The organism is Terrirubrum flagellatum, from assembly GCF_022059845.1.
GTDB classification, from domain to species: Bacteria; Pseudomonadota; Alphaproteobacteria; order Rhizobiales; family Beijerinckiaceae; genus Terrirubrum; species Terrirubrum flagellatum.
The window spans coordinates 3,290,866-3,313,471 of the sequence record NZ_CP091851.1 but is presented as its reverse complement, the minus strand read 5'-3'; the positions used below and the strand labels follow the sequence as shown (position 1 = coordinate 3,313,471).

Annotated in this window: 21 protein-coding genes; 12 read left to right on the top strand and 9 right to left on the bottom strand. The window is 63.4% G+C overall.

What is annotated here, in order from left to right; genetic code table 11:
* Positions 1-51 precede the first annotated feature (51 nt).
* The 10 genes from L8F45_RS15980 to phnN all read left to right on the top strand — a co-directional run bounded on the left by L8F45_RS15980 (position 52) and on the right by phnN (position 9,394).
* Complete coding sequence (locus L8F45_RS15980) at positions 52-1,293, top strand: extracellular solute-binding protein (RefSeq protein ID WP_342358867.1); 1,242 nt, start codon at positions 52-54, stop codon at positions 1,291-1,293.
* 10 nt (positions 1,294-1,303) lie between these two features.
* A complete protein-coding gene (locus L8F45_RS15975; protein ID WP_342358866.1) occupies positions 1,304-2,188 on the top strand; it encodes a carbohydrate ABC transporter permease in 885 nt (294 codons plus the stop codon).
* A complete protein-coding gene (locus L8F45_RS15970; RefSeq protein ID WP_342358865.1) occupies positions 2,185-3,018 on the top strand; it encodes a carbohydrate ABC transporter permease in 834 nt (277 codons plus the stop codon). The genes L8F45_RS15975 and L8F45_RS15970 overlap by 4 nt, the downstream gene beginning before the upstream one ends.
* 41 nt (positions 3,019-3,059) lie before the next feature.
* Complete coding sequence (locus L8F45_RS15965) at positions 3,060-3,758, top strand: DUF1045 domain-containing protein (protein WP_342358864.1); 699 nt, start codon at positions 3,060-3,062, stop codon at positions 3,756-3,758.
* Positions 3,759-3,890: 132 nt separating this feature from the next.
* Positions 3,891-4,691, top strand: coding sequence for a phosphonate ABC transporter ATP-binding protein (gene phnC / locus L8F45_RS15960; protein WP_342358863.1), 801 nt, complete (start codon positions 3,891-3,893; stop codon positions 4,689-4,691).
* 48 nt (positions 4,692-4,739) lie between these two features.
* On the top strand, positions 4,740-5,648 hold the full coding sequence (gene phnD / locus L8F45_RS15955) for a phosphonate ABC transporter substrate-binding protein (protein ID WP_342358862.1): 909 nt from the start codon (positions 4,740-4,742) through the stop codon (positions 5,646-5,648).
* A 53-nt stretch (positions 5,649-5,701) separates the two neighbouring features.
* The gene (gene phnE / locus L8F45_RS15950) at positions 5,702-6,601 is read left to right on the top strand and encodes a phosphonate ABC transporter, permease protein PhnE (RefSeq protein ID WP_342358861.1); all 900 of its coding nucleotides are present in this window, start codon (positions 5,702-5,704) and stop codon (positions 6,599-6,601) included.
* A complete protein-coding gene (phnE, locus tag L8F45_RS15945; RefSeq protein WP_342358860.1) occupies positions 6,598-7,467 on the top strand; it encodes a phosphonate ABC transporter, permease protein PhnE in 870 nt (289 codons plus the stop codon). The genes phnE (L8F45_RS15950) and phnE (L8F45_RS15945) overlap by 4 nt, the downstream gene beginning before the upstream one ends.
* Before the next feature lie 170 nt (positions 7,468-7,637).
* The gene (locus tag L8F45_RS15940; protein ID WP_342358859.1) at positions 7,638-8,807 is read left to right on the top strand and encodes an alpha-D-ribose 1-methylphosphonate 5-triphosphate diphosphatase; all 1,170 of its coding nucleotides are present in this window, start codon (positions 7,638-7,640) and stop codon (positions 8,805-8,807) included.
* Positions 8,804-9,394, top strand: coding sequence for a phosphonate metabolism protein/1,5-bisphosphokinase (PRPP-forming) PhnN (gene phnN / locus L8F45_RS15935; protein WP_342358858.1), 591 nt, complete (start codon positions 8,804-8,806; stop codon positions 9,392-9,394). The genes L8F45_RS15940 and phnN overlap by 4 nt, the downstream gene beginning before the upstream one ends.
* Positions 9,395-9,406: 12 nt before the next feature.
* Here phnN and L8F45_RS15930 read toward each other — a convergent pair whose 3' ends face one another.
* From L8F45_RS15930 to L8F45_RS15905, 6 genes are read right to left on the bottom strand one after another with little or no spacing between them, the layout of a single operon-like run.
* Positions 9,407-10,456, bottom strand: coding sequence for a LacI family DNA-binding transcriptional regulator (locus L8F45_RS15930; protein WP_425329929.1), 1,050 nt, complete (start codon positions 10,454-10,456; stop codon positions 9,407-9,409).
* Positions 10,456-11,097, bottom strand: a complete 642-nt coding sequence (locus tag L8F45_RS15925) for a ThuA domain-containing protein (RefSeq protein ID WP_342358857.1) — start codon at positions 11,095-11,097, stop codon at positions 10,456-10,458. Before L8F45_RS15925 ends, L8F45_RS15930 begins: the two co-directional genes overlap by 1 nt.
* A gap of 11 nt (positions 11,098-11,108) precedes the next feature.
* Positions 11,109-12,206, bottom strand: a complete 1,098-nt coding sequence (locus L8F45_RS15920) for a Gfo/Idh/MocA family protein (protein WP_342358856.1) — start codon at positions 12,204-12,206, stop codon at positions 11,109-11,111.
* A gap of 34 nt (positions 12,207-12,240) precedes the next feature.
* Positions 12,241-13,089 carry a carbohydrate ABC transporter permease gene (locus L8F45_RS15915; protein WP_342358855.1) on the bottom strand — a complete coding sequence of 283 codons (849 nt, stop codon included), beginning with the start codon at positions 13,087-13,089 and terminating at the stop codon, positions 12,241-12,243.
* Positions 13,082-14,053, bottom strand: coding sequence for a carbohydrate ABC transporter permease (locus L8F45_RS15910; RefSeq protein ID WP_342358854.1), 972 nt, complete (start codon positions 14,051-14,053; stop codon positions 13,082-13,084). Before L8F45_RS15910 ends, L8F45_RS15915 begins: the two co-directional genes overlap by 8 nt.
* Positions 14,053-15,312 (bottom strand): ABC transporter substrate-binding protein, encoded by a 1,260-nt coding sequence (locus tag L8F45_RS15905; RefSeq protein ID WP_342358853.1) that lies wholly within the window; start codon positions 15,310-15,312, stop codon positions 14,053-14,055. The genes L8F45_RS15910 and L8F45_RS15905 overlap by 1 nt, the downstream gene beginning before the upstream one ends.
* Before the next feature lie 167 nt (positions 15,313-15,479).
* On the opposite strand from L8F45_RS15905, the gene L8F45_RS15900 reads away from it, so the two are divergent.
* Positions 15,480-16,238, top strand: a complete 759-nt coding sequence (locus L8F45_RS15900; RefSeq protein WP_342358852.1) for an SDR family NAD(P)-dependent oxidoreductase — start codon at positions 15,480-15,482, stop codon at positions 16,236-16,238.
* Positions 16,239-16,487: 249 nt separating this feature from the next.
* Positions 16,488-19,376: a tetratricopeptide repeat protein gene (locus tag L8F45_RS15895; protein ID WP_342358851.1), complete on the top strand. Its 2,889-nt coding sequence runs from the start codon at positions 16,488-16,490 to the stop codon at positions 19,374-19,376.
* A gap of 13 nt (positions 19,377-19,389) precedes the next feature.
* Here the strand turns inward: L8F45_RS15895 and L8F45_RS15890 are convergent, their stop codons facing one another.
* Genes L8F45_RS15890 through L8F45_RS15880 form a run of 3 tightly spaced genes read right to left on the bottom strand, consistent with a single transcriptional unit; the run spans position 19,390 to position 22,546 of the window.
* Positions 19,390-20,097, bottom strand: a complete 708-nt coding sequence (locus L8F45_RS15890) for a DUF2161 domain-containing phosphodiesterase (protein ID WP_342363463.1) — start codon at positions 20,095-20,097, stop codon at positions 19,390-19,392.
* Between the two features lie 58 nt (positions 20,098-20,155).
* The gene (locus L8F45_RS15885) at positions 20,156-20,863 is read right to left on the bottom strand and encodes a spermidine synthase (RefSeq protein WP_342358850.1); all 708 of its coding nucleotides are present in this window, start codon (positions 20,861-20,863) and stop codon (positions 20,156-20,158) included.
* Between the two features lie 24 nt (positions 20,864-20,887).
* Complete coding sequence (locus tag L8F45_RS15880) at positions 20,888-22,546, bottom strand: MFS transporter (RefSeq protein ID WP_342358849.1); 1,659 nt, start codon at positions 22,544-22,546, stop codon at positions 20,888-20,890.
* Positions 22,547-22,606: the final 60 nt, after the last annotated feature.

Here is a 22,606-nt window from a genome sequence, read left to right as displayed (position 1 = left end):
GAGAACCGACCGCGGCCGCTCTCCGCAACAGTCTCGAAGGAGATTATCGTCATGGACAAGCTCACGCGTCGCTCCTTCGTTGCGAGCGCCAGCACCCTGGCCGTCGGCGTTGCGACAAAACCAGCGCTCTCCGATGACGCCAAGATCGATATCTCCAGCGCCTGGGGCGCGGGCACGCCGTTCCAGAAGGTCGTCGACGCGTTCAACGAGAAAAAGCTCGGCGTCTCCGTCCTCAATCGTTTCGACGGCGACTATGAGGCGATGACGGCGAAGGCGCTCGCCAGCACCGCCGCCGGCCGGCCGCCGGCGCTGATGACCACCGGCTGGAAATTCGGCTATTTCGCCAAACGCACGCTGGGCGCGCGCAATCTCCGCGAGATCGATGTGGGACGCGCCGAAAAATTGATCGCGAATTTCACGCCGTCCGTGCATTCGCTTGTCACCGTCGATGGCGCACTGATTGGTCTTCCCTGGGCGATGTCGACGCCGATCACCTTCATCAATATGGAGTTGTGGAAGGCGGCCGGACTCGATCCCGCCATTCCCGTCGAGTTCGACGTCGACTGGCTTTATGCGCGCGCCGCCGAACTCGATCGCAAGCTGAAGGGCAAGCACCCAGCCTATCGCTCGGCGATCGATCTCTCCAACAATGAATGGACCAGCCAGTCCTTCGTGCAGAACGCCGGCGGCTACATCCTCGATCCTTCCGAGCAGATCACGCTCGACAAGCCGGAAGCCGTCCGCGGCATGGAGCTGTTCTGCAAGCCGGCGCATGAGGGGTTGTGGACGCCGGTTAGCGCGAAGGAGCAGGACGCGGCGTTCCAGTCTGGCGCGCTCGCCATCGCCACCACGAGCTCGACCCGCGCGACCGTCTATCCCGTCGGCAAGATTGAGGTCGCCACGGCGAAATTCCCCGGCGTGCCCGGCCATGCCAGGCGCATGAACAGCGGCGGCAATTTCCTCGCGATTTATGCGCGTAATCAGGAGCAGGCGCTCGCGGCGCTGACCTTCCTCGAATATTGCGGATCGGAAGAGGGGCAGAAGCTCTGGTCCGGCGTCGGTTATCTCAACACCTCGGTCCACAAGGTGCCGCTGATCAACGATTTCATGAAGCCGGCCGCGGCGCAGTTGGGCGATGGATTGACCGCGGAGACGATCTGGCCAGGACGGCGCGGGCTTGAAGGCCAGGACATCTGGCGCAAATGGGTCACGCGCATGCTGCTGAAAGAAGTCTCGGTCGCCGACGGCATGGCGAAGTGCAAGTTGGAACTCACGCCGCTGCTGGCGGCCTGATATCTCCAAGATGGCGCCATTTCTGAAGAAGCTGGCACCATATCTTTTCGTCGCGCCGGCCGTTCTCTCCGTCGTCGTTTTTCTCTACGGGCCGATCGCGGCGTCCGCGATCCTGTCCGTGATGCAATGGGATTTGCTGGCGCCGAAGCCCGTCTTTGTCGGCGCCGGCAATTATCTCGCGATGTTCGGCGATGGCGATTTCCGGCTCTCCGCCTGGAACACGCTGGGCTACTGCGTGATCCTCATTCCCGCGCAGATCATCATTCCGCTTCTGCTTGCGCTGCTGTTGTACGAAGTGCGTCTGTCGCGACTGGGGAACGTCTATCGCGGCATGCTTTTCCTGCCGACGATCGTCGCCTATTCCGTCGCCGGCGTCGCCTGGGCCTGGCTTTTCAATCCCGTCAGCGGCCTGTTCAACGAATTGCTGAGCTCCGCGGGGCTGCCACGCTCGCGTTGGCACGCCGATCCCAACCTGGCGCTGCTTTGCGTTTCGCTGGTGACCTTCTGGAAGAATTTCGGCCTGAACATGCTGCTCTGGCTGGCTGCGCTGATTGGCGTGCCGCCGGCCATTCGCGAGGCGTCGATGCTTGACGGCGCCGGGCGATGGATGAGATTTCGCGCGATCGAGCTGCCATTGATCGCGCCAACCGCGTTCTTCATCGCGGTCACGACTCTCTTCAACGTGCTCGACGATATCGTCGGCGTGATAGACGTGTTGACCGATGGCGGCCCCGCCGGGCGCAGTTCAAGCCTGCTTTATTTTCTGTGGCAGCGCGGCCTGCGATTCTTCCAGTTCGGCGAGGCCAGCGCTGTCGCCATGGCGATCATCGCGATCGTCATTCTTGTGAGTTGGGCGCAGTTCCGGCTGCTTGAGCGGCGGGTGTTCTACGGATGAGCTCGCCCATTCTGCAGCGAACGGCGATTCACGCGCTGCTCGCCTTCGCCTCCGCCATCACGGTTTTCCCGCTGATCTGGATGCTGGCCGCCGCCTTCACGCCGAACGATGTCATCATGGCGCGCGCGTTCCGCTTCTGGCCAGAACAGCCGACGCTGGCGAATTTCACTGATGCGTCGAGCCGGCATCCGATCTGGATGTGGCTGGCGAATTCGCTGATGACGTCGGCTGCGATCACGCTCGGCAAGCTTGCGCTGAGCCTGCCCGCCGGCTTCGCTTTTGCAAGGCTTGAATTTCGCGGCCGCGACGCGCTGTTCTGGATCGTCATCGCGACCATGAGTTTCCCGAGCGTGGTCGCGATCCTGCCAACCTATATCGCCGTCGCGAAACTCGGGCTGTTCGATTCCTATGCCGCGATGATCATTCCTTCGATTCCCTATATCGGCTTTTACGTCTTCTATTTCCGCCAGGCGTTCCGCGCCTTGCCGCAGGACATGTTCGAGGCGGCGCTGATCGATGGCTGCGGCCTCTGGCGCAGTTTCGTCCAGATCGCCCTGCCGAACGTGCTGCCAGCCATCGCAGCATTGACGGTTGTGTCCTTCATGGGCGCGTGGAACATCTATCTCTGGGCGCAACTCGTGCTCGAAGATTCCGCGAGGAAGACATTGACCACGGGCATCGCCATGTTCGCGGATATCGAAGGAACCAATCAGGCCTGGGGTCCGCTGATGGCGACGAGTCTGCTGTCGATCGCGCCCGTGCTGATCATCTTTCTCATGGCGCAGCGCTTCGTGATGGAAGCATTCGCGCCTGCGAGCGCCGATCGCTGACCGATTCCGCTCAGATCATCCCCCGACTTCAGGAGCATCCGTTGGTTCGCTATGCCATCTATTTCGCGCCCAGGGCGGACAGCACTCTGTGGACATTCGGATCGTCCGCCATCGGCTATGACGCCGTCACCGGAGAGGACAAACCCTTTCCCGATCATGATTTCTACGCATCGCCTGAAGCGCCGGCCTGGACCGAGGAGCCGCGCCGCTACGGCTTCCACGCCACTTTGAAAGCGCCGTTCTCACTGCGCGACGGCGCCAGCGAAGCCGGTCTGATGAAGTCGCTTGAAGCGTTGGCGGCGGAATGCGCGCCGATACCGGACGCGCGGCTGAAGCTGTCGGCGATCGGGCGCTTTCTTGCATTGACGCCGGTGACGCGCGAAGCGGAGATCAACGCGCTTGCGGCGGAATGCGTCCGCCGGTTCGAGCCGTTTCGCGCTCCGATTTCGGACGCGGACCGGGCGCGCCGTCTCGTCTCGCCGCTCACCGCGCGCCAGCGCGATTATCTCGACCAGTTCGGCTATCCCTATGTTCTCGATGAGTTCCGCTTTCACATGACGCTGACGGGCCCGTTGGAGCAGCCGGTGCGCGATCGGGCGGCCGAGGCGCTGCGCGCCCTCTACCAGCCGATTGACTCGCCCGTCGCGATCGACGCCATCTGCCTGTTTCGGCAGCAGCAGCGAAATGGTCGATTTGTCATCGTCGGTCGCTCGGAATTGACCGGCCGCGCGCCCGTCTGATTAAGCGGCGCAGCGCTAACTCGCTGAAATACTGAAACGACGTTGAATGCGGCCAGCCGCCGCGCCTGCCGTCATGAAACTGTTGCCGGCGCTCTTTAACGAAACCGGGTTTGTGTTTCCGGAAACCCGCGCATGCTCGTCATCGAAAAGATTTCTCGTCGTTTCGGCGACAAGAGGGCTGTGGATGACGTTTCGCTTGAGATCAAGACCGGAGGCTTCATCGGCGTGATCGGCCGCTCAGGAGCCGGCAAATCAACTCTCCTGCGCATGATCAATCGCCTTCAGGACCCGACCGAAGGCCGCATCCTGTTCGATGATCGCGATGTGACGGCGCTGAAAGGCCAGGCGTTGCGCGATTGGCGCGCCGATTGCGCCATGATCTTTCAGCAATTCAATCTCGTCGGCCGCCTCGATGTCTTGACCAACGTGCTGATGGGCCGCCTGAACAAGGTCTCCACCAGCCAGTCGCTTCTCCGCCTCTGGACCGCCGAGGACAAGGCGATGGCCTTGTCGGCGCTCGAGCAATTCGACATCGCAAATCTCGCGGCCCAGCGCGCCGACTCGCTTTCGGGCGGCCAGCAGCAGCGCGTCGCGATCTGCCGCGCGCTCATGCAGGAGCCGAAGGTCATTCTGGCGGACGAGCCGATCGCGTCGCTTGATCCGCGCAACACCAAGATCGTGATGGACGCGCTGCAGCGCATCAACCGTCATTTCGGCATCACGGTGATCTGCAATCTTCACTCGCTCGATCTCGCCCGGACCTATTGCGACCGGCTGGTCGGCATGGCGGCCGGCCGCGTCGTTTTCGACGATGTTCCGGAAGCTTTGACCGATCAGGTCGCGCGCGATCTCTACGGCCTCGAAGCAGGTGAGGTCATGGCGAGCGACAGCGACATCGAGCTTGCTCCCGGCCTGCAGCCGGCGGCGGCCTGAAGTTCAAGAGCGAAGCACAAACAAATTCGGATCAGCAGGAGAGAAGCCATGTTCAACCGTCGATTTGCGCTCGCCCTCGCGGCCGGCGCGTTCGCCGCCACCTCAGCTGCGGCGCAGGACTGGAAGGCGAAATATCCCGAACTCATCTTTTCGATCGTTCCCTCGGAGAACGCGTCGGGCGTGGTCGAGCGTTATACGCCCTTCGTGAATTACCTCTCGAAGGAGCTGGGAACGAAAGTCACTCTGCGCGTCGCCAATGATTACGCGGCTGTCATCGAGGGCCAGAAGGCTGGCAATATCCACATCGCGCAATATGGCCCGGCTTCCTATGCGCGCGCGACAATGACCGGCGCGAAAGTCGAACCGTTCGCGATCGAGACCAATCTCGACGGCACCAAGGGTTATTACTCCGTGCTGTGGGTGAAGGCGGGCTCTCCCTATCAGAAGATCGAAGATCTCAAGGGCAAGAACCTTTGCCTCGTCGATCCCAATTCGACCTCGGGCAACAACGTCCCGCGCATGGCGATGGACAAGCTCGGCATCGATCCCGACAAGTTCTTCAGCAAGGTCGTCTATTCCGGCAGCCACGAGAACGCTGTGATCGCGGTCGGCCAGGGCACCTGCGACGCCGGCTTCAACTGGTGGAACGATGAGCAGGAATCGAACCTGCTGCGCATGGCGCGCAAGAACATGGTCAAGGCGGAGGATTTCCGCATGATCTTCAAGTCCGAGCAGATCGTGAACTCGCCCTACGCCTATCTCACGGACCTGCCGGCCGACCTCAAGGCGAAGATCCGCGACGCTGTCCTCAACGTCGACAAGAAGGACAAGGCCGCGTTCGACAAGATCTATGAAGGCAAGCAGGGCCCGCTGCAGCCAGTCACGCACGAGGCCTATTTGCCGATCGTCGAACTCAACAAGTTCGTCGACTCGCTCCGCAAGAAGTCCGGCTCGTAAGAGCTTTTGCGCCCGCCGCTGATGCGGCGGGCCTTTCTCTGTCCGGCGCTCTCGTGACCGCCATTCCCGTTCTTCCCGAGGCGCAGCTTGCGCCGCTGAAGCGCGCCTACGCCGACGCGCGCGCGGCGAAGCTCCGGCAGGGCGCGCTGTTCGCCGCGGCGCTGGTGCTTGCGATCCTCGTCGCTGGCCGCGTCGCCGAAGTCGATCTCGCCAGGATGGGCGCGAATATCGGCGGATTCTTCAGTTATTTCTCGCGCATCTTCGTGTTCGACTCCGGCAGCGGCGCGCTGCAGGGACAGCCTGTCTTTGTCGACATCCGCGAATGGTTCTGGGGCTTTCGGAAATGGCTGCGCCTGCTCGGCGATACGCTACTGATCGCCTATGTCGGCACGATCATCGGCGCGACGCTTGGATTTCTTCTGTGCTTCAGCGCGACGCGAAATCTCGTCTCCAATCCCTGGGCGCGCGGGCTGGCGAAGCGAATGCTGGAGTTCTGCCGCACGGTTCCTGAAATCGTCTTCGCGCTGATTTTCGTGATCGCCTTCGGCCTTGGCCCGCTGCCCGGCGTGCTCGCGCTGGCGATTCACACGCTGGGAACGCTTGGCAAGCAGTTTTCTGAAGTGGTCGAGAATATCGACATGAAGCCGGTTGAGGGCGCGATCGCGTCCGGCGGCTCCTGGGTGCAGATGGTGCGTTTTGCGGTCGTGCCGCAGGTGCTGTCGAATTTTCTGAGCTACATGCTGCTGCGTTTCGAGATCAATGTGCGCGGCGCTTCGATCATGGGTTTTGTCGGCGCCGGCGGCATCGGTCAGGATCTGATCGAGGCGATCCGCAAATTCTATTACACCGACGTCTCGGCGATCCTTTTGATGATCATCGCGACAGTCATGCTCGTCGATATGCTCAGCGCCAATCTGCGCCACCGCATTCTCGGCCGGGAAGAGCGACGATGAGCGAGGGGCTGCGTCAATCCGCTTTGACCGACCTCGACGGGCTTCGCGCGCGTCATCCCCAGATGTTTGAAGCGCCGCTGAAGAACGGCGCGCCAACGATCGGCGTTGCTCTTCTCCTCGTCGCGCTTTTCATCCTTGGCGTCGTCAGGCTGGAAGTGACGCCGCTCCAGATCCTGAACGGTCTTGGCCAGCTCGGGACCTTCGTGCAGTTCATGCTGCCGCCCATGGCGAAGAGCTGGGCGCAGGCCTGGCTCTTCCTGCAGGCCCTCGCGGAAACGGTCGCAATCGCGCTGCTTGGCACCTTGCTGGCGGCGACGTTCGCTTTCCCCTTCGGATTCCTCTCGGCCCGCAACGCGACTATCAATCGCGTGGTGCAGTTCATATCGAGGCGCTTTCTCGACTCCATCCGCGGCGTCGACACGCTGATCTGGGCGCTGATCTGGGTGAATGTCGTCGGCCTCGGCCCCTTCGCTGGCGTGCTCGCCATCATGACCGCCGATGTCGGATCGTTCGGCAAGATTTTCTCGGAAGCGATCGAGGCGGCCGATCGGAAACCGGTGGAAGGCATCGTCGCTTCGGGCGGATCGCGACTGCACGAAATCCGCTTCGGTCTCATTCCCCAGGTGCTGCCGGTGATGCTCGGCCAGATCCTCTATTTCTTCGAATCGAACACGCGCTCGGCGACCATTATCGGCATTGTCGGAGCCGGCGGCATCGGCCTTCATCTCTCCGAGCAGATCCGCACGCTCGAATGGCAGTCCGTGTCGTTCATCGTGCTGATGATTCTCGTTCTGGTCGCGATCATCGACTTCCTGTCCGGACAGCTCCGCTTCGCCATCATCGGAAACCGGTCGACCGCGGTCTGACGCGTCACGGGCTCGTTGCGCCGGACCTTTCCGTCGGATGGTTCGGAGCGCGACGATCGGGCAGCGAAAATCAGCCGCCGCGGCGCGTTTGCCGCTTTCGCGTTCCAAACGCGCGCGATAGAAGCGGGCGCGTCGCCCGCGCCGACCCCTCGCCAATCGAAGCCGCCCCGATGGAACATCGCATTCTCCCCGCTGTCGAAACCGGCTCCGGCGCCTTCAATTGCCGACGCATCGTTCTCGCCGATCGCGAGATCGCGGGATCTGTTCACATCGAGAACGGCCTTATCGTGGGAGTGGAGGAGGATCGTGTCGCGTCAAATGCGGTCGATCTCGGCGACGACATTCTCATTCCCGGCCTCGTCGAATTGCACACCGATCATCTCGAGCCGCATTATTCGCCGCGTCCCAATGTGATCTGGGACCCCTTCACCGCCGTGTTCGGTTACGACGCGCAGATCGCCTGCTCCGGCATCACCACGGTCTTCGACAGTTTGCGCGCGGGCAGCGATGCGGATCGTCATACGCTCGGCGGCGGCCTGCTGGCGCTTGGCGAGGCGATCGAGAACGCCAAGGTGACGGGCCTCCTGCGCGCCGATCATCACACGCATCTTCGTTGCGAAATCTGCTCCGAGGACGTGCTCGAGGAGGCCGAGAAGTTTCTGTCGCGATATGATGTTCGTCTGATGTCTTTGATGGATCACACGCCTGGCGCGCGGCAGTTCCGCGACGAGAGCAAGTTGCGCGAATATTATCGCATCAAGGGCGCGAAGACCGACGCTGAGCTTGATTTGTTCTTCAGCGCACGCAAGGAGCAGTATGCGCGCCTCCACGACCTCCATCGCAGCACGCTCGTGCGCTGGGCGCGCGACGAAGGCGTCGCGCTTGCGAGTCATGACGACACCACGGAAATCCATGTGCAGGAATCCCTCGCGGATGGCGTGGCGATCGCGGAATTTCCGACCACGGTCGAGGCCGCGGCCGCCTCTCACGCCGCCGGCCTTTCCGTTCTCATGGGCGCGCCGAACGTCGTGCGCGGCGGTTCCCATTCCGGCAATGTCTCCGCCGTGGAACTCGCGGAAGCGGGCGTGCTCGACATTCTCTCCTCGGACTATGTGCCGATCAGCCTGATCCAGGGCGCATTCGCTCTGGCGCCGATCGCGAAAGTCGGCGGGCTTCCCGGCGCGATCCGCACCGTGACGAAGAATCCCGCCTTGGCGACCGGCCTCGATGATCGCGGCGAGATCGCCGTCGGCAAGCGCGCTGATTTCGTCCGCGTCGCCTGGGTGAATGAGCGGCCGGTGGTGCGCGAGGTCTATCGGCAGGGTCTGCGCGTGGCATGAGCGGCGCCTCGCCGGATCATCGGCCGATCGGGCGGGGCCTCTTCGTCGCGGTCGTCGGCCCGAGCGGCGCCGGCAAGGATACGGTGATCCGCGCCGCAGAGGCGGCGCTCGTCGGCGACGAGCGTTATGTTTTTCCGAAACGCCTGGTGACGCGTCCGTCGAGCGAACACGAGGACAATGTCTTCGTCAGCGCGGCCGATTATCACGCGCTGAAATCCAACAATGGCGTCGCGCTGGGCTGGGAGGCGCATGGCCATCACTACGGCCTGCCCATTGCGATCGATGACGCGATTGGCGCGGGCCGAATCGTGATCTGCAATCTCTCGCGCGCCGTCATCCCCGCCGCCCGCGCGCGTTACGCGCATGTGCTTGTCGCGGAAATCACGGCGCCGCCTGATATTCTCGCCGCGCGGCTCGCAGGGCGCGTGCGCGCCAGCGACGGCGATCTCGGCAAGCGGCTGACTAGAAGTGTCGCGACCGATGTCAACGCAGATGTGGTGATCCAGAATGCCGGTCTTCCGGAAGACGCCTGCGATATGTTCGTGAGCGCATTGCGCGCGCGGGCTGAAGCTCTCGCGACAAGCTGATTACGCGCGATCTCAAGGCAGATTGTCGCGCAGAAAAATATCGATCCTGATCCGCTCCTGATCGGCCATCACAGGCTCGCCCCAGCAATGCGCGAGCAGCACGCGCGCGGCCGAGCGCGCCTCGTGCCCCGCATCCTGACTGATCACGGCGTCGAGCACGCCATGCAGCAGGAAGCGCCTGGTGTGCTCGGTGAGTTCGTGGCCGATCCAGACGATGTCGCGCGCGCGGCCGGATTCTTTCAGCGCCGCGGCGACGCCGCGGTTGCCGGCGCCGACATTGTAGAGGCCGATCAGGTCAGGGTGTTCCGACAGCAGGCGCAAGGTCAGCTCGCGCGTGCGTTCGCTGTCGTCGCGTCCTTCCAGCGCGGGGAGCGCTGCGAGCGCGGGATATTCGCCTGACAGCACCTGGCGAAATCCGAACTGACGCTCGGCATGGTCGCGCAGCGAGAGCGAGCCGGCGATCACGCCGACCGATCCCTTCCGGCCGCCGAGAAAGCGCCCCATGAGGGTCGCCGCCGTGCGGCCGGCCGCGGGATTGTCGATGCCGACATAGTGGATGCGGCGCGACGTCGGCGCGTCGGAAACCAGAGTGACGACCGCGACGCCGCGCGACGCCAGATCGTCGATCGCTGCGCGCACGCGCGGATGATCGAGCGCGATCGTCGCGACGCCGTGATAGACCTGCGGCAGCATTTCCAGCTCGGCCGCGAGCGCGTCGGCGTCGAACACGTCGACATGGATCACGTCGATGAAACCGCGCTGCGCAGCGAGCCAGTCGGCTGTGCGCGTGACCTGATCGGCGAGCAGCGTCATGAAGCTGTTCGCGCCGGTCGGAAGAATGAAGGCGAAACGGAAACTCTGGTTGCGCGCGAGCCGCGCCGCGGCGGGATCGGCGCGATAGCCGAGCTTGGCGACGGCCGCCTCGACGCGCGCGATCGTCTTCTCGCGCACGCCATCGCGCCGATTGACGACGCGGTCTACTGTGGCGAGCGACACGCCAGCGGCGCGCGCGACGTCTTCCAGCGTCGCACGGCCAATTTGCTGGATGTCGCTCATCGCCATCAGCGCGCGGCCCAGAGCATGCCGCGCGTCAACATGGTCTTGATCTCGGGGATGTCGAGCTCATAGGCGCGGTGACCGAGCGAACAATAGAACACGCGGCCCGCGCCATAGCGCTTCTTCCACACCACCGGCATCACGACGCCGTTGATCCATTCGGCATGGTCGCCGGTGAAGGTCGTCGTCGCCAGCACTTCGTTCGCGGGATCGACATGCATGTAATATTGCTCGGAGCGATGCTCGAAGCTCTTCACGCCCTCCATGATGGGATCATCGGGCTTGGTGATGTCGACCTTGTAGTCGATGATGTTGCCGGGATGGGCGACCCACTGGCCGCCGCAGAGGAATTGATATTCAACGGAGTCGCGGAACGCGTCGCCCATGCCGCCGTGATGGCCGGCGAGGCCGACGCCCTTCTTCACCGCTTCGCACAGATTGAGCGCTTCCGCCTTCTCGATCTTCGACATGGTGTAGATCGGCACGATCAGCGAGAGATCATGGATCGCCGGGTCGGCGAAAGCGGTTGTGCTGGTTTCGACGCGCACGTCGAACCCTTCCTTCTTCAGCCAGCCCTTCATCATGGAGGCGCAGAGATCGGGATCATGTCCCGCCCAGCCGCCCCAAACAATCAACGCCTTGCGCATGAACTGTCCTTTCAATCGATCTGGCCGGTTGGCAAGCCCGGCGTCATCATTGCGGGCCGTTCGACGGTGGTTTCGAGCTTCACGCGCCGTCCTTCGTCGGATGAAGTCTGGAACGCCTCCATGGCCTCGAGCGCATGCAGCGCAAGCGCGCCGCTGGCGCGATGCGGCCGGTTGGCGACGATCGCGGCGGCCATGTCGGCTACGCCAATCGAGCGGAACTCGCCCTCGGCGTTGCCGTGGGTGAGAGGCTGCGCCTCCCATTCGCCGCCGGTCTTCGCCACCATCACCTCGCCGCCGAAGCGGTTGGGATCAGGCACGAGAATGCTGCCCTTGGTGCCGTAGATCTCGATCGGCGTGTGCTTGTGCTTCGGCACGTCGAAGCTCATCGCGATCGAGACGACGGCGCCGCTGACGAATTCGAGCGTTCCCGCGACATGTGTCGCGACTTCGACCGGGATGAGCGTTCCATTCATCGGCTCGCTGGTGACGAGCCGTTCGAGGCGCGGCTTCGCGGTCGAGCCCATCACGCTCGCGATGGGCCCAAGAAGCTGGACGAGGTCCGTGATGTAATAGGGACCCATGTCGAGCATGGGGCCGCCGCCGCGCAGATAATAGAAGCCCGGCGCTGGATGCCAGCGTTCATGGCCGGGGCACATGAAGAAGGCGCTGCCGGCGACCGGCTGGCCGATCGCGCCGTCATCGATCAGTTTGCGCGCGGTCTGATGACCGCCGCCAAGGAATGTGTCGGGCGCGCAGCCAACGCGCAGATTCTTTTCGGCTGCGAGATCCATCACCTTGCGCGCTTCCGCGACATTCACGCCGAGCGGTTTCTCCGAGTGGACGTGCTTGCCAGCGCGCAGCACCGCGAGGCTGACATCCGTGTGCGCGAGCGGCACGGTGAGGTTCACGACGATCTCGATATCGTCGCGCTTGAGCAACTGGTCGACGCGCAATCCCGGCACGCCGAACTCGGCGCCGCGCGCTTCCGCCGCGGCGCTGCGCATGTCCGCGACGGCGCGCAGCTCGATGTTCGCGAACTGCTTCATCGCGGTCAGATATTTCGTGCTGATATTGCCGCAGCCAATGACTCCGATGCCGACTTTTCTCATGAACAGCTCCGTGGAATGTCTGGAATGAACGCGGTCAGCCTTTCACTGCGCCGGCGGTCAACCCGGCGACGATGTGCTTTTGCGCGAGGAGGAACAGCAGGACGGTGGGCAGGATCGTCAGCGTGATGAAGGCGAGGATCAGACTCCACTCCGACGAATATTCGCCCTGATACACCATGATGCCGAGCGGCCAGGGATAGAGCGCGTCGGTGTTCAGCATGACGAGCGGCACGAGATAGGCGTTCCAGCTATGGACGAAGGCGATCGTGCCGACGGTGGCGAGAATGGGCCGCGACAGCGGCAGCGTCACATGGCGGAAATAGGCGATGTAGCTGCAGCCATCGACAAGCGCCGCTTCAAGCAGTTCATAAGGGAGATCCTTGAAGAAGCGCCGGAGCAGCAGGATGCTCATGGCGAGGCTGAAGGCGACCTGCGGCAGCACGACGCCGAAATAGCTGTCGAGCAGGCCAAGATCGCGCACCCGGATGAAGAGCGGAAGAATTGCGGTCGCTGCGGGAAACAGAAGCCCCATGGTGAGATAGTTCAAAAGCATGGAGCTGCCGAAGAAGCGGATATGGGCAAAGGCGAACGCCGCCATCGACGCCGTGATCAGCGTCAGCGCGACCGAAAGCGTGGAAATGATCAGAGAATTGCGCAGAAGCTCCCAATAGCGCCAGGAGAACAGGATGTCGGCGTAGTTCCGCCATTCCCAGACTTTCGGCAGTCCGAACGGATTGGTGCGCAGTTCGCCGAGCGATTTGAATCCGCCGAGCACAGTCGCGATGAGCGGCGTCGCGACGAACAGCGCGACGATCGTCAGGAACAGTGCCTTGTAGAGGATTGCGGGATCAAACCCGCGTGAGGCGACGGCGGAATTATTCATCGCGCATGAACCAGCGTTTGTAGGTGATCGCGAAGGTGACGCAGATGACGAACAGGATCACGCCGACGGCGCTGCCGAAGCCGACGCGCATGCGCGTCACGCCGAAATTATAGAGGAAGCTCACCATCGTGTTCGACGAATCCGCGGGGCCGCCGCGCGTCAGCGGCATCACGAGATCGAAGAGCTGGAACGAGCCGACGACCGCGAAGAAGACGGACAGCCGGATCGTGGGATAGAGCAGGGGAATGACCACGTAACGCAGCGACTGCGTGCGGGTCGCGCCGTCGATATAGGCGGCCTCGATCAGGTTGCGATCCATGCCCTGCAACGCCGCGATGAACAGCATCATGTGGAAGCCGAAATATTTCCACACGATCACGATGAGGATCGCGAACATCGATGTCTGCGGGCTTGCGAGCAGGTGAGGGGCTTCCGCGCCGAACCAGCGATAGACCGTGGCGAGCAGGCCATAGTCGCCGTCATAGACGAAGCTGAAGATCAGGCCGGTCGCGATCTCGGCGAGCACATAGGGAAGAAAGAACAGCATGCGCAGCGCGACAGCGCCGCGGAATTTGTCCGCCAGCATCAGGGCGAGCGTCAGCGCCAGCGGCAGCTGCACGAGAAGCGAGACGATGATAATCAGGATATTGTTGCGAAAGGCGAGGCCGAAGGCGCGCGAATCGAACACGAAGCGATAATTGTCGAGGCCGATCCAGTTGGTTGGGCGGCCAAAGCCGTTCCAGTTGAAACCGGAATACCACGCGGCTTCGCCGATCGGCAGCACCACGAAGATTGTGAACAGCAAAAGCGCCGGCGGCAGAAAGAGCAGCAGCGCCGCAAGCTTCCCGTCGCGCAGGGAGTGACGCGCGAAGGAGGACGCGAATTTCTTTTCCGATGATGTCTCCGCCGCGCTTGGCGGCGGAGAAAAGTTGGACGCGATGACCGCGTCGCGCTGAACCGACATCAGTTGCCCTGCTTGAACGCGGCCTGGATCGCCTTGGCGGCGTCCTTCGGCGTCATGGTGCCGCCGGCGATTTCTGCGGTCGCATCATTCACCACGCGGCCGACAGAAGGTCCAAGCGCCTGATCATAAAAGTTCTGATGATATTTCGAGCGCGCGATATTCTCCGCGATGTTGCGCAGGAACGGTGAAACAAGCCCGGCCTCGGCGCCCTTGAAGGTCGGAATGAGATAATTGTTCTGCGCGAGCCTGGTCTGCACATCCTTCGAGATGAAGAACTTCACGAACTCGACCGCTTCCTTCGGCGAACCCTTGGTGACAAGCCAGCCGGTGATGCCGCCAAGCGTATCGGTCGGCTCGCCCTTCGCGCCGGGAGGCACGGGGAAATCGAACCAGCCGAGCTTCTCGTCGCTGACGCCCTGCTTGTCGGCGGCGAGCGAGCGCTGCGTCGCGTAGAAGGAGGAGATGGCGAGGATCATCGCCGCCTTGCCGTCGCCGAAATAGCCGACAGCCTGCGGATTCTTGAAACCGAGGAATCCGTTCTGGAACGGCTGGAGATCGACGAGCTGCTTGAACAGCTCGCCTGATTTCTGGAAGACGTCGCCCTCGAAGCCGCCATTTTCGCCCTTGAGCGCCGCTTCGAATCCGGCCTTGCCGCCGAGCCGCACGGCAAGATGCGTCCAGTAGAAATGCAGCGGCCATTTGTCGCCGCCGCCAACAACGATCGGCGTCACGCCGGCGGCCTTCAACTGTTTCACCGCCGCAAGCAGATCGTCCCACGTCTTGATCTTTGTCGCGTCGACGCCGGCCTTCGCGAACAGCTCCTTGTTGTACATGAAGCCGACTTGCGACACCGCATGCGGCAATCCGTAGATCTTGCCATTGTCGGTGAAGGCGGCGACTGCGCTGGCCGCGAGATTGTCCTTGTAGCCCGCGACGGACGCCGTGATGTCGTCGAGCACGCCGGCGTCGATCTGCGCCTTCAGCACGCCGCCGGCCCAGCTATAGATGACGTGCGGCCTGTCCTTCGATTGCAGGATCGTCGGCAGCTTCGCCTTGTAGGCCTCGTTCTCCAGGAACTGCATCTCGACCTTCACGCCGGGATGCTGCGCCTCAAAGGCGCGCGCGACCTCCTCCCAGATCTTCACCTGGCCCGGATTGACCTCGAGATGGAGCCATTTGACGGTGGTCTGCGCGGCGGCCGCGCCGGCGGCCAGGGCGACGCCCGCGGCGGCGAGCGCCAATCGTTTCAAAAATCCCATGAAATCCTCCCATCCCGGTCTTGGTCCGGGTTGCCCTGGAGCATGCGGCGCTTTTTTGAGGGGCGCAACTCATTTTTTGATCTATACGCATCACATCTTGAGGGCGTAAGGTGCCGCGCCGCCCCCAAAGAAAAGCTCGGGCGCGCCAACAGGACAGGGAGGAAGAGATGGCGGCCGTTTATCCCGATCTCGCGGGCAAGGTCGTGCTCGTGACCGGAGGAGCGTCAGGAATCGGCGAGGCGATCGTCCGGCGCTTTGCGCATCAGAACAGCGTGGTCGCCTTCTTCGACATCAAGGAGGAGGAAGGGCGCAGACTCGCGCAGGCGCTCGGCAACGAGGGCCTCAAGGCGCATTTCGAGCGCGTCGATCTCACCGACATCGCCGCTCTGAAATCCGCGGTCGCGAAGACGCGCGAACGGCTGGGTCCGATTCAGATTCTCGTCAACAATGCGGCGCATGACGAGCGCCACGCGACGCCCGTTGTCACATCAGAATATTGGGACGATCGCATCGCGGTGAATCTCAAGCACCAGTTCTTCGCGGCGCAAGCCGTGCTGCCCGACATGCAGGCGGCGAAGTCAGGCGTGATCATCAATTTCGGCTCGACGTCCTGGATGGCGGGGCAGGGCGGCATGGCCGCCTACACCGCGAGCAAGTCAGGCGTAATTGGGCTCACGCGCTCGCTCGCGCGCGACTATGGCCCGGACAATATTCGCGTGAATGCGATTGCGCCGGGCTGGATCATGACCGAACGCCAGATCGAGAAATGGCTCACGCCCGAGAGCGAGGCGGAGTTGATGCGGCGGCAATGCCTCAAGCGCAAATTGATGCCGGACGAGCTGGCGAAATTCACCGTATTTCTCGCTTCAGAAGAAGCGTCCGCCTGTACGGCGCAGCATTACGTCGTCGATGGCGGATGGGTGTAAGAGAGACGCTTCAGGCTGGAATTCTCTGACTGCGTGACGCGACGATGCGGCCGCCTACGCACTTGCGGAAAATATGATCAATGATCACGCGTCGCTTGGCTGTTGAATTATCGCGCGACGGGTGAAGCGATAATAAACGTAGAGCGCCAGCTTCAATCATGCATCGCGATGGCGCCCGTGTTTGTGCGCCAGCGCACGAGCGGCGAAGCATTGCAGGAATACTCATGGCCTCACATACGGAGGCTTTCCATGTCGCGCATGGCGTTGCTTGTCGCTGTCTCCTGTCTCGCGGCCACCGCAGCCGTTGCGCAAACGCCGCCCTCGGATTCGGGCGCGGCTCAGGAAACGATCCAGTCGCAGAAACCAGCAACTGACGCCGATCGCGCCGACGCCGAAAAGCGCGCCGCGGAAGCGCGCGCCGCTATCGAAGCCTGCGACAAGGGCGCGTCTCCGCCGGCCTATCCCGGCGCCAAGGAGAAGCCGGTCAACTCATTTCATTTCTTGTCGGACGTTCGCGCGAACGGTGGCCTGCAGGCGTTATGGTCATCCTGTGCGGCCGCAGTCGCTGCGGAGCCTGATAATGCGAGGCTCCGCTACGAACTTGCCCGCGTATCGCTTTTTCTCAGTGACGACTCGCGGCGGCTCGTGATCCCCGCCATTCGCCAGTTCGCTGACGCCGGCGTCGCCGATGCGCAATATCTCGCTGCATATATGACCCTCTATCGGCTGATCGAGCCGGACGCCGATCCATCTTTGCGGGCGCAGGCGGGTCGCTATCTTCGCGCCGCGGCTGACTCAGGCCATCTTGCGGCCGTCCTGCAATTGGTGGCCGAGCTTTCAAAGCGGCCGCGGCCGGCCGAGATTTCGATCGTCGATTACGCGCCTCGCGAAGCCGTGGCGCTGGCGCGCAAATGGGGTGGGCGCGGCGCAGCGCCTCTGGCGGACGACAACGACGATGCGAAATTCCGGGACTGGATCGCAAGTCTGGCGTCAAGCATCGCGCTTTCAGAAGAGGGATTTACGGACGACGAGCGCGCCGCCGCTTTCGCTGAAATCAAAGCCGCCGTCGAAGCGCAGGATGCGCGCAATCTGATGCCTTATCTTCAGGCGCTGCGTGAAGGGCGCGGGACGCAAAAGGACGCCGCCGAAGCGCGGCGGCTGATCGAGATTTTCATCAGGAATGGTTTTGGCCACGCCGCGACGCTCAAGGTGATGTTGGCCGGCATGCTGATGACGGGCGAGGGCGGCGCTCAGGATATCAAGCGCGCCTACGATTTGGTGAAGAGCGACGACACGCGCTACATTCCGGCGCGCACGCCCTTGCTCGCGCGCATTCTCCTCAGCGATACGACTCTGGGTCGACGGCCTCATCAGGCCATGGAGGTTCTCAGCGCTGGCCTGCCGTCAAGCGAGCGCTCGGCTCTGATGGCGGACTTGATTCTGCGCACGGATCTCAGGCCGCAGAATGACGCCGCGCTGCTCCGCAGTCTCGAAGCATCGATCGAGCTCGGCGAGCGCAACGCGACGTTTCTCCTTGGCCGCCTCGCGCAAAAATTTGGCAAGCCGTACCGTGACAGCGAAAAGCTTGTCGAAGCGCTTCGCAAATTGTCCGATGCCGGCGATCTCGACGCGAAGACGCTTTACGCCGCGCTTCAGATCGTCGGCCTCGATTCAGGTTCGCAGCCGACGCGGCGCGCCAATGGCCTCTCGAATGATGCGATCAAGGCTTTGGTGGACGAGGGGATCAAGCAGAATCATCCGGCCGCCTATCTGCTCGCGGGCAAGCTTCTGCGCAGCGGCATTCTTTATGCGCAGGATGATCGCCTCGCCACCGCGTCATTCGTGAAGGCTGCGACGCTTGGCGATATCGAAGCGATGAATCTCGCCGCGAAAGCCTATGATGATGGATTGGGCGTTGAGAAGAATAGCCGCGAGCGCCTGCGCTGGTGGCGGGAGGCGGCGCGGCGCGGCTCGATCGAGGCGATGGAATCGCTCGGCGGCGCCTTCACGTTCGACTTCTTCGACAAGTTGATGACGTTGCAGGAAGGCGTGACCTTACCGGTCTCGCTTTATCTTGAAGGGCTGGGGAGCCGCTTTGGCGACCGCGGCCTGCCGCGCGGTTTCGGCGGCGACGCGATCCAGTCGGCGCAGCTTGGCTCGCTGTTCTCCGGAAGCCGTCTCCGGGAGGCCGGCGCCAAGGCGGTCGCTCTCGCTGTGCTTGACGCGTTCCGCATGTCGCCGGGCGGACTGGGCGATGAGAAGATCGTTGCGCTCGGGCGCGCCCTCCCGGCGAATGTCAAACTCGAGATCGAGCGGGAGTTGAAGCAGGCGGGTGTTTTCACGGGCCAGCCCGACGGGTTCTTCGGCCCGGAAATGCGGCGCTCGCTGCCTGATTATGTCGAGGCGAAGGGCGTGCTCAACGAGGAGACGCTGCTCGCATCGTTGCCCGGTGCAAAGCCTGCGGCGACGGCCTTGTCTGCGCAGCCTGACACGCAAACGCGGCCATCGTCTGATACGGATTCGCTGTCGAAAGCGACGCTCGACGCCGCGCGCGATCGCGCCTTCTCGACGGCTGAGAAAGTCGCGCAGAAGGCGGGGCGCGAGCGGCAGGACGCGGTGCGCATGCTGAACACGATGGCGCGCTATGGCGATCTTCCTGCGCGCTGGCTGCTGCTGCGCAGCTATCATCGCGCCCAGGATGTGCGCGCGGTCGTCTCGCCCGAGGAAATCGTGCGCTACGGGCTCGATGTGATGATCAGCAAGCCGCAAGGCGCCGAGAAGGCTGACTTCGAATACATCTTCACGCTCGGCCAGATTTTCACCGATCGCAAGATGGCGGCCTTTGCGCGCGCTTTTCTCGCGGCCGTGCGAGATGATTCGAGATTGCAGGATCCGCTGACGCTGGGCGGCATCACGCAGCAACTGATCATGGCGCCCGCCGCCTGCGACGCGGTCGCTGACGAGGCGCGTCGCGCTGGCGTTGCGGGCATGGGGTCGGAAGGCTGCGACGAGACGAGCCGTCAGGCGATCATCGCTTACGCCAAGGCCAAAGGTCCCGCGGGGATCGACGTCAAGGCGCGTGAAGCGGCGGCGGCTGATGTGCGTCGCCTCGCAGAGGTTGCGCCGGCCAAACGCTGACGCGCGCCTCTGTTCAGGCGACCGATCGTTCCTCCGCGCGAGCGATCGTGGTTGCGCGATCGGCGCCGTCTGTTTCCTGCGGCCAGCGCACAAGCGCCGCGCGGCCGGCCTGCGTCAATTCGTAGACGCCGCGTTCAGCGCGCGCGAACCAGCCATAAACATTATTGAGCAGAATTTTCGCGGCGTCGGGAGCAGAGCCGCGCAGATCGCGCGTGCGTTGCGGCCCATTCGCCATCGCCGCCGCGCAGGCGAGCGCGCGCTGGCGATAGGCCGTCATGATGGGCGCGCGCGAGCCGCCGCCGGCGACAGGATCGCCCTTGCGCCTGTTATGCTCTTCCACAAGTCGCGAACGTCGCTTGGCGTCCTTTCTCGGCGTCGGCGCCGTCGGGCTGAGGATCACATCGACCTTCCCCGCAGGCGAGACGCCGAGCATGCCGAAGCCAAGTCGTCGGCAGAGATTGCGGAAGCGCGCATCGCGCTCACGGCCATTTCCCTTTTTGCTTGTTTGCGCGGCAAGCCAGACCTCGTCGGACGCCGTCGCGCGATCGACCGCCTGAAGCACGAGTTCGAGATTGAAGCTCATCTTCAATTCGCAGATCACGACGACCGGAGTTTCGCCGCCTCTGAGGCCAACGAGATCGCAACCGCCGATCTCCCCTTTCACGGCGTAGCCGAGTCCTTCGAGGAACTTTTTGACGGGCGGATAGAGCGACGTCTCCAGAGCGCTGCGCTCCCTGCAAATCAGCGATCGAATCACTGCTAAAATAGCACGGCGTGAGCTAACGCTTCCAGTTTCGGCTTCTGTTCGGGCGCGGGGAGTTCTCGTTCGTCGCGAGCCAGATTGTGTGGCGCGCGCCCTTGCCTTCGCGGGCGCGCGTCCTTTTCTCCTCGACGGCGAAGCCGGCGAGTCGCAACCTCCCAGTGAAATCGCGATCGGGATGCGACGACCAGACCGCCAGCACGCCGCCCGGCCGCAGCGCCGATTTCGCGATGCTGAGGCCGGCGAGCTCATACAGCGCATCGTTTGAATCCTGCGTCAGCGCCTCCGGCCCGTTGTCGACATCGAGCAGGATCGCATCATAGCTCGCGCGCGCGGCCTTGAGCGTGCGGCCGACATCCTCGACGCGGATATCGACGCGCGGATCTTCAAGGCTACCTCCAAAAAGAGTCGCAAGCGGCCCACGCGCCCAGGCGACGACCGCGGGGACAAGCTCGGCGACCGTGACGCGGGCGTCAGGCTTCAAGGCCGCCAGAGTCGCGGCAAGCGTGAAGCCCATGCCGAGCCCGCCGATCAGAATCTGCGCGCGCGATCGATTGCCGATCCTCTCGCAGGCGAGCCGCGCGAGCGCCTCTTCCGATCCATGCTGACGGCTGTTCATGAGTTCGGCCGTTCCTGCGCGGATCGAAAACTCATCGCCGCGCTGGAGCAGGCGCAATTCGCCGCCGTCAGGCGTTTTCGCACTGTCGAGAAGAACCCAGGGAATCACGCGACGCTCGCTCCCGGTTCCAGATCAGTGGCCGAGATCAGCATGCGTCTTCGCCGGCGGATCAGTCTCTGGGAGATTGGTCGGCCGCACGACCATGCGGTGAACCCGCGGCGGCTCAGAGTCGGAATGCAGCGCCCTGATGCGATCATCGACGCCCGCGTCGGCCTGGGTGCGCCGCTGATTGTGGCGGACATAATCGTTCCAGGTGGGAACATGATAGGATTCAATCCACACTTCCGGCTTCTCGGTGTCGCGCATCAATTCCCACTGACGCGCGCCGTCGCGCCGACGGGTGCGACGCCGCTCCGCCATCGCGTCGAGGAATTCCGCCGTGTCTTCCTGCCGGATCTTGTATTCGATCAGGATGACGACAGGCCCGCTTCTGCCGCGCAGATCGAGCGCGACATGCGGCGCTTTCCATCGGTTGAGCGGATCGAGATTGTCCGACGTCTTCGCCGGCAGCGGCAGGCGGAACCCGATCGCGGCGCCAATCAGCATGACCATCGCGGCGACATGCAGCGCCGTGTCGACGCCAAATCGCGCCGCGATCAGTCCCCAGATCCAGCTTCCGATCGCCATGCCGCCGAATGTCGCGGTCTGATAGAGCGCGAGCGCCCGCCCGAGCACCCAGCGCGGCGTCGAGAGCTGGACGGTGACGTTGAAGAGCGAGAGCGCGATGACCCAGCAGGCGCCGCCGATCATCATGGCGGGCGCCGTCGCCCAGGCGCCGAGCCCGGATGCGACGATCGTGGCGCACAGCGCAAAGCCGACGAAGGCGCAGCGCGCGATGATCTCATTCGGCAGGGTCATGCGCATGCGGCTGCCAAGCACGGCGCCGCCGACTGCGCCGACGCCGTAGCAGCCGAGCAGAACGCCGTAGAGCAGCGGGCCGCCGCCGGGCAGGTCGCGCGCCACCAGCGGCAGCAGAGCGAGGATCGCAATCGCGGAAGAGCCGAACACCAGCCCGCGAAGCATCACCTTCTCGATGTTCGGCGACATCGCGACATAGCGCAGGCCCGACGTCATCGCCTGTCCGAAGGATTCAGGCGGCAGCGTGCTGGGCGGCGGCGCAGGCTTCCAGGTCAGGATCGTGAGAATGAGCGGGAGGTAGCTCACGGCGTTGACGAGAAAAGCGGTCGCCGCGCCTGAGGCCGCGACGATGACGCCGCCGATCGCCGGCCCGACGCTGCGCGTCAGGTTGAAATTGACGCTGTTCAGCGTCACGGCCGCCGGAAGCACCGGTCGCGACACCATGTCTCCGACCGAGGCCTGCCATGACGGATTGTTCAGCGCAGTGCCGCAGCCAATGAGGAAGGTGAAGAGGAGCAGGAGCCACGGCGTGATCAGGCCGAAATAGGCGCAGGCCGCGAGCGCCGTCGACACCGTCACCATGAAGGTTTGAGCGACGAGCATCACGGATCGTCTGTTGAAGCTGTCGGCGATCGCGCCGGAGGCGAGCGAGAACACCATCACGGGCAGAGAGGTGGACGCCTGCACCAGCGCCACCATGTCTGCTGACGTGGCGATCGAGGTCATGAGCCAGGCCGCGCCGACCGACTGGATGAGGCCGCCGAGATTGGAGGCAAGGCTGGCCAACCAGACTTTCCGGAAAATGGGAAAGCCGAATGGCGCCAGGCCCGAGATGCGCTCTTGCGGTTCTCCGCTCGCCGTCTGCTCGCTCATGGCTCCATGAGCCTCGCTGCCGAGCGTCTTCCCATATCGGTTTGCTTGCCTCCACGTCGC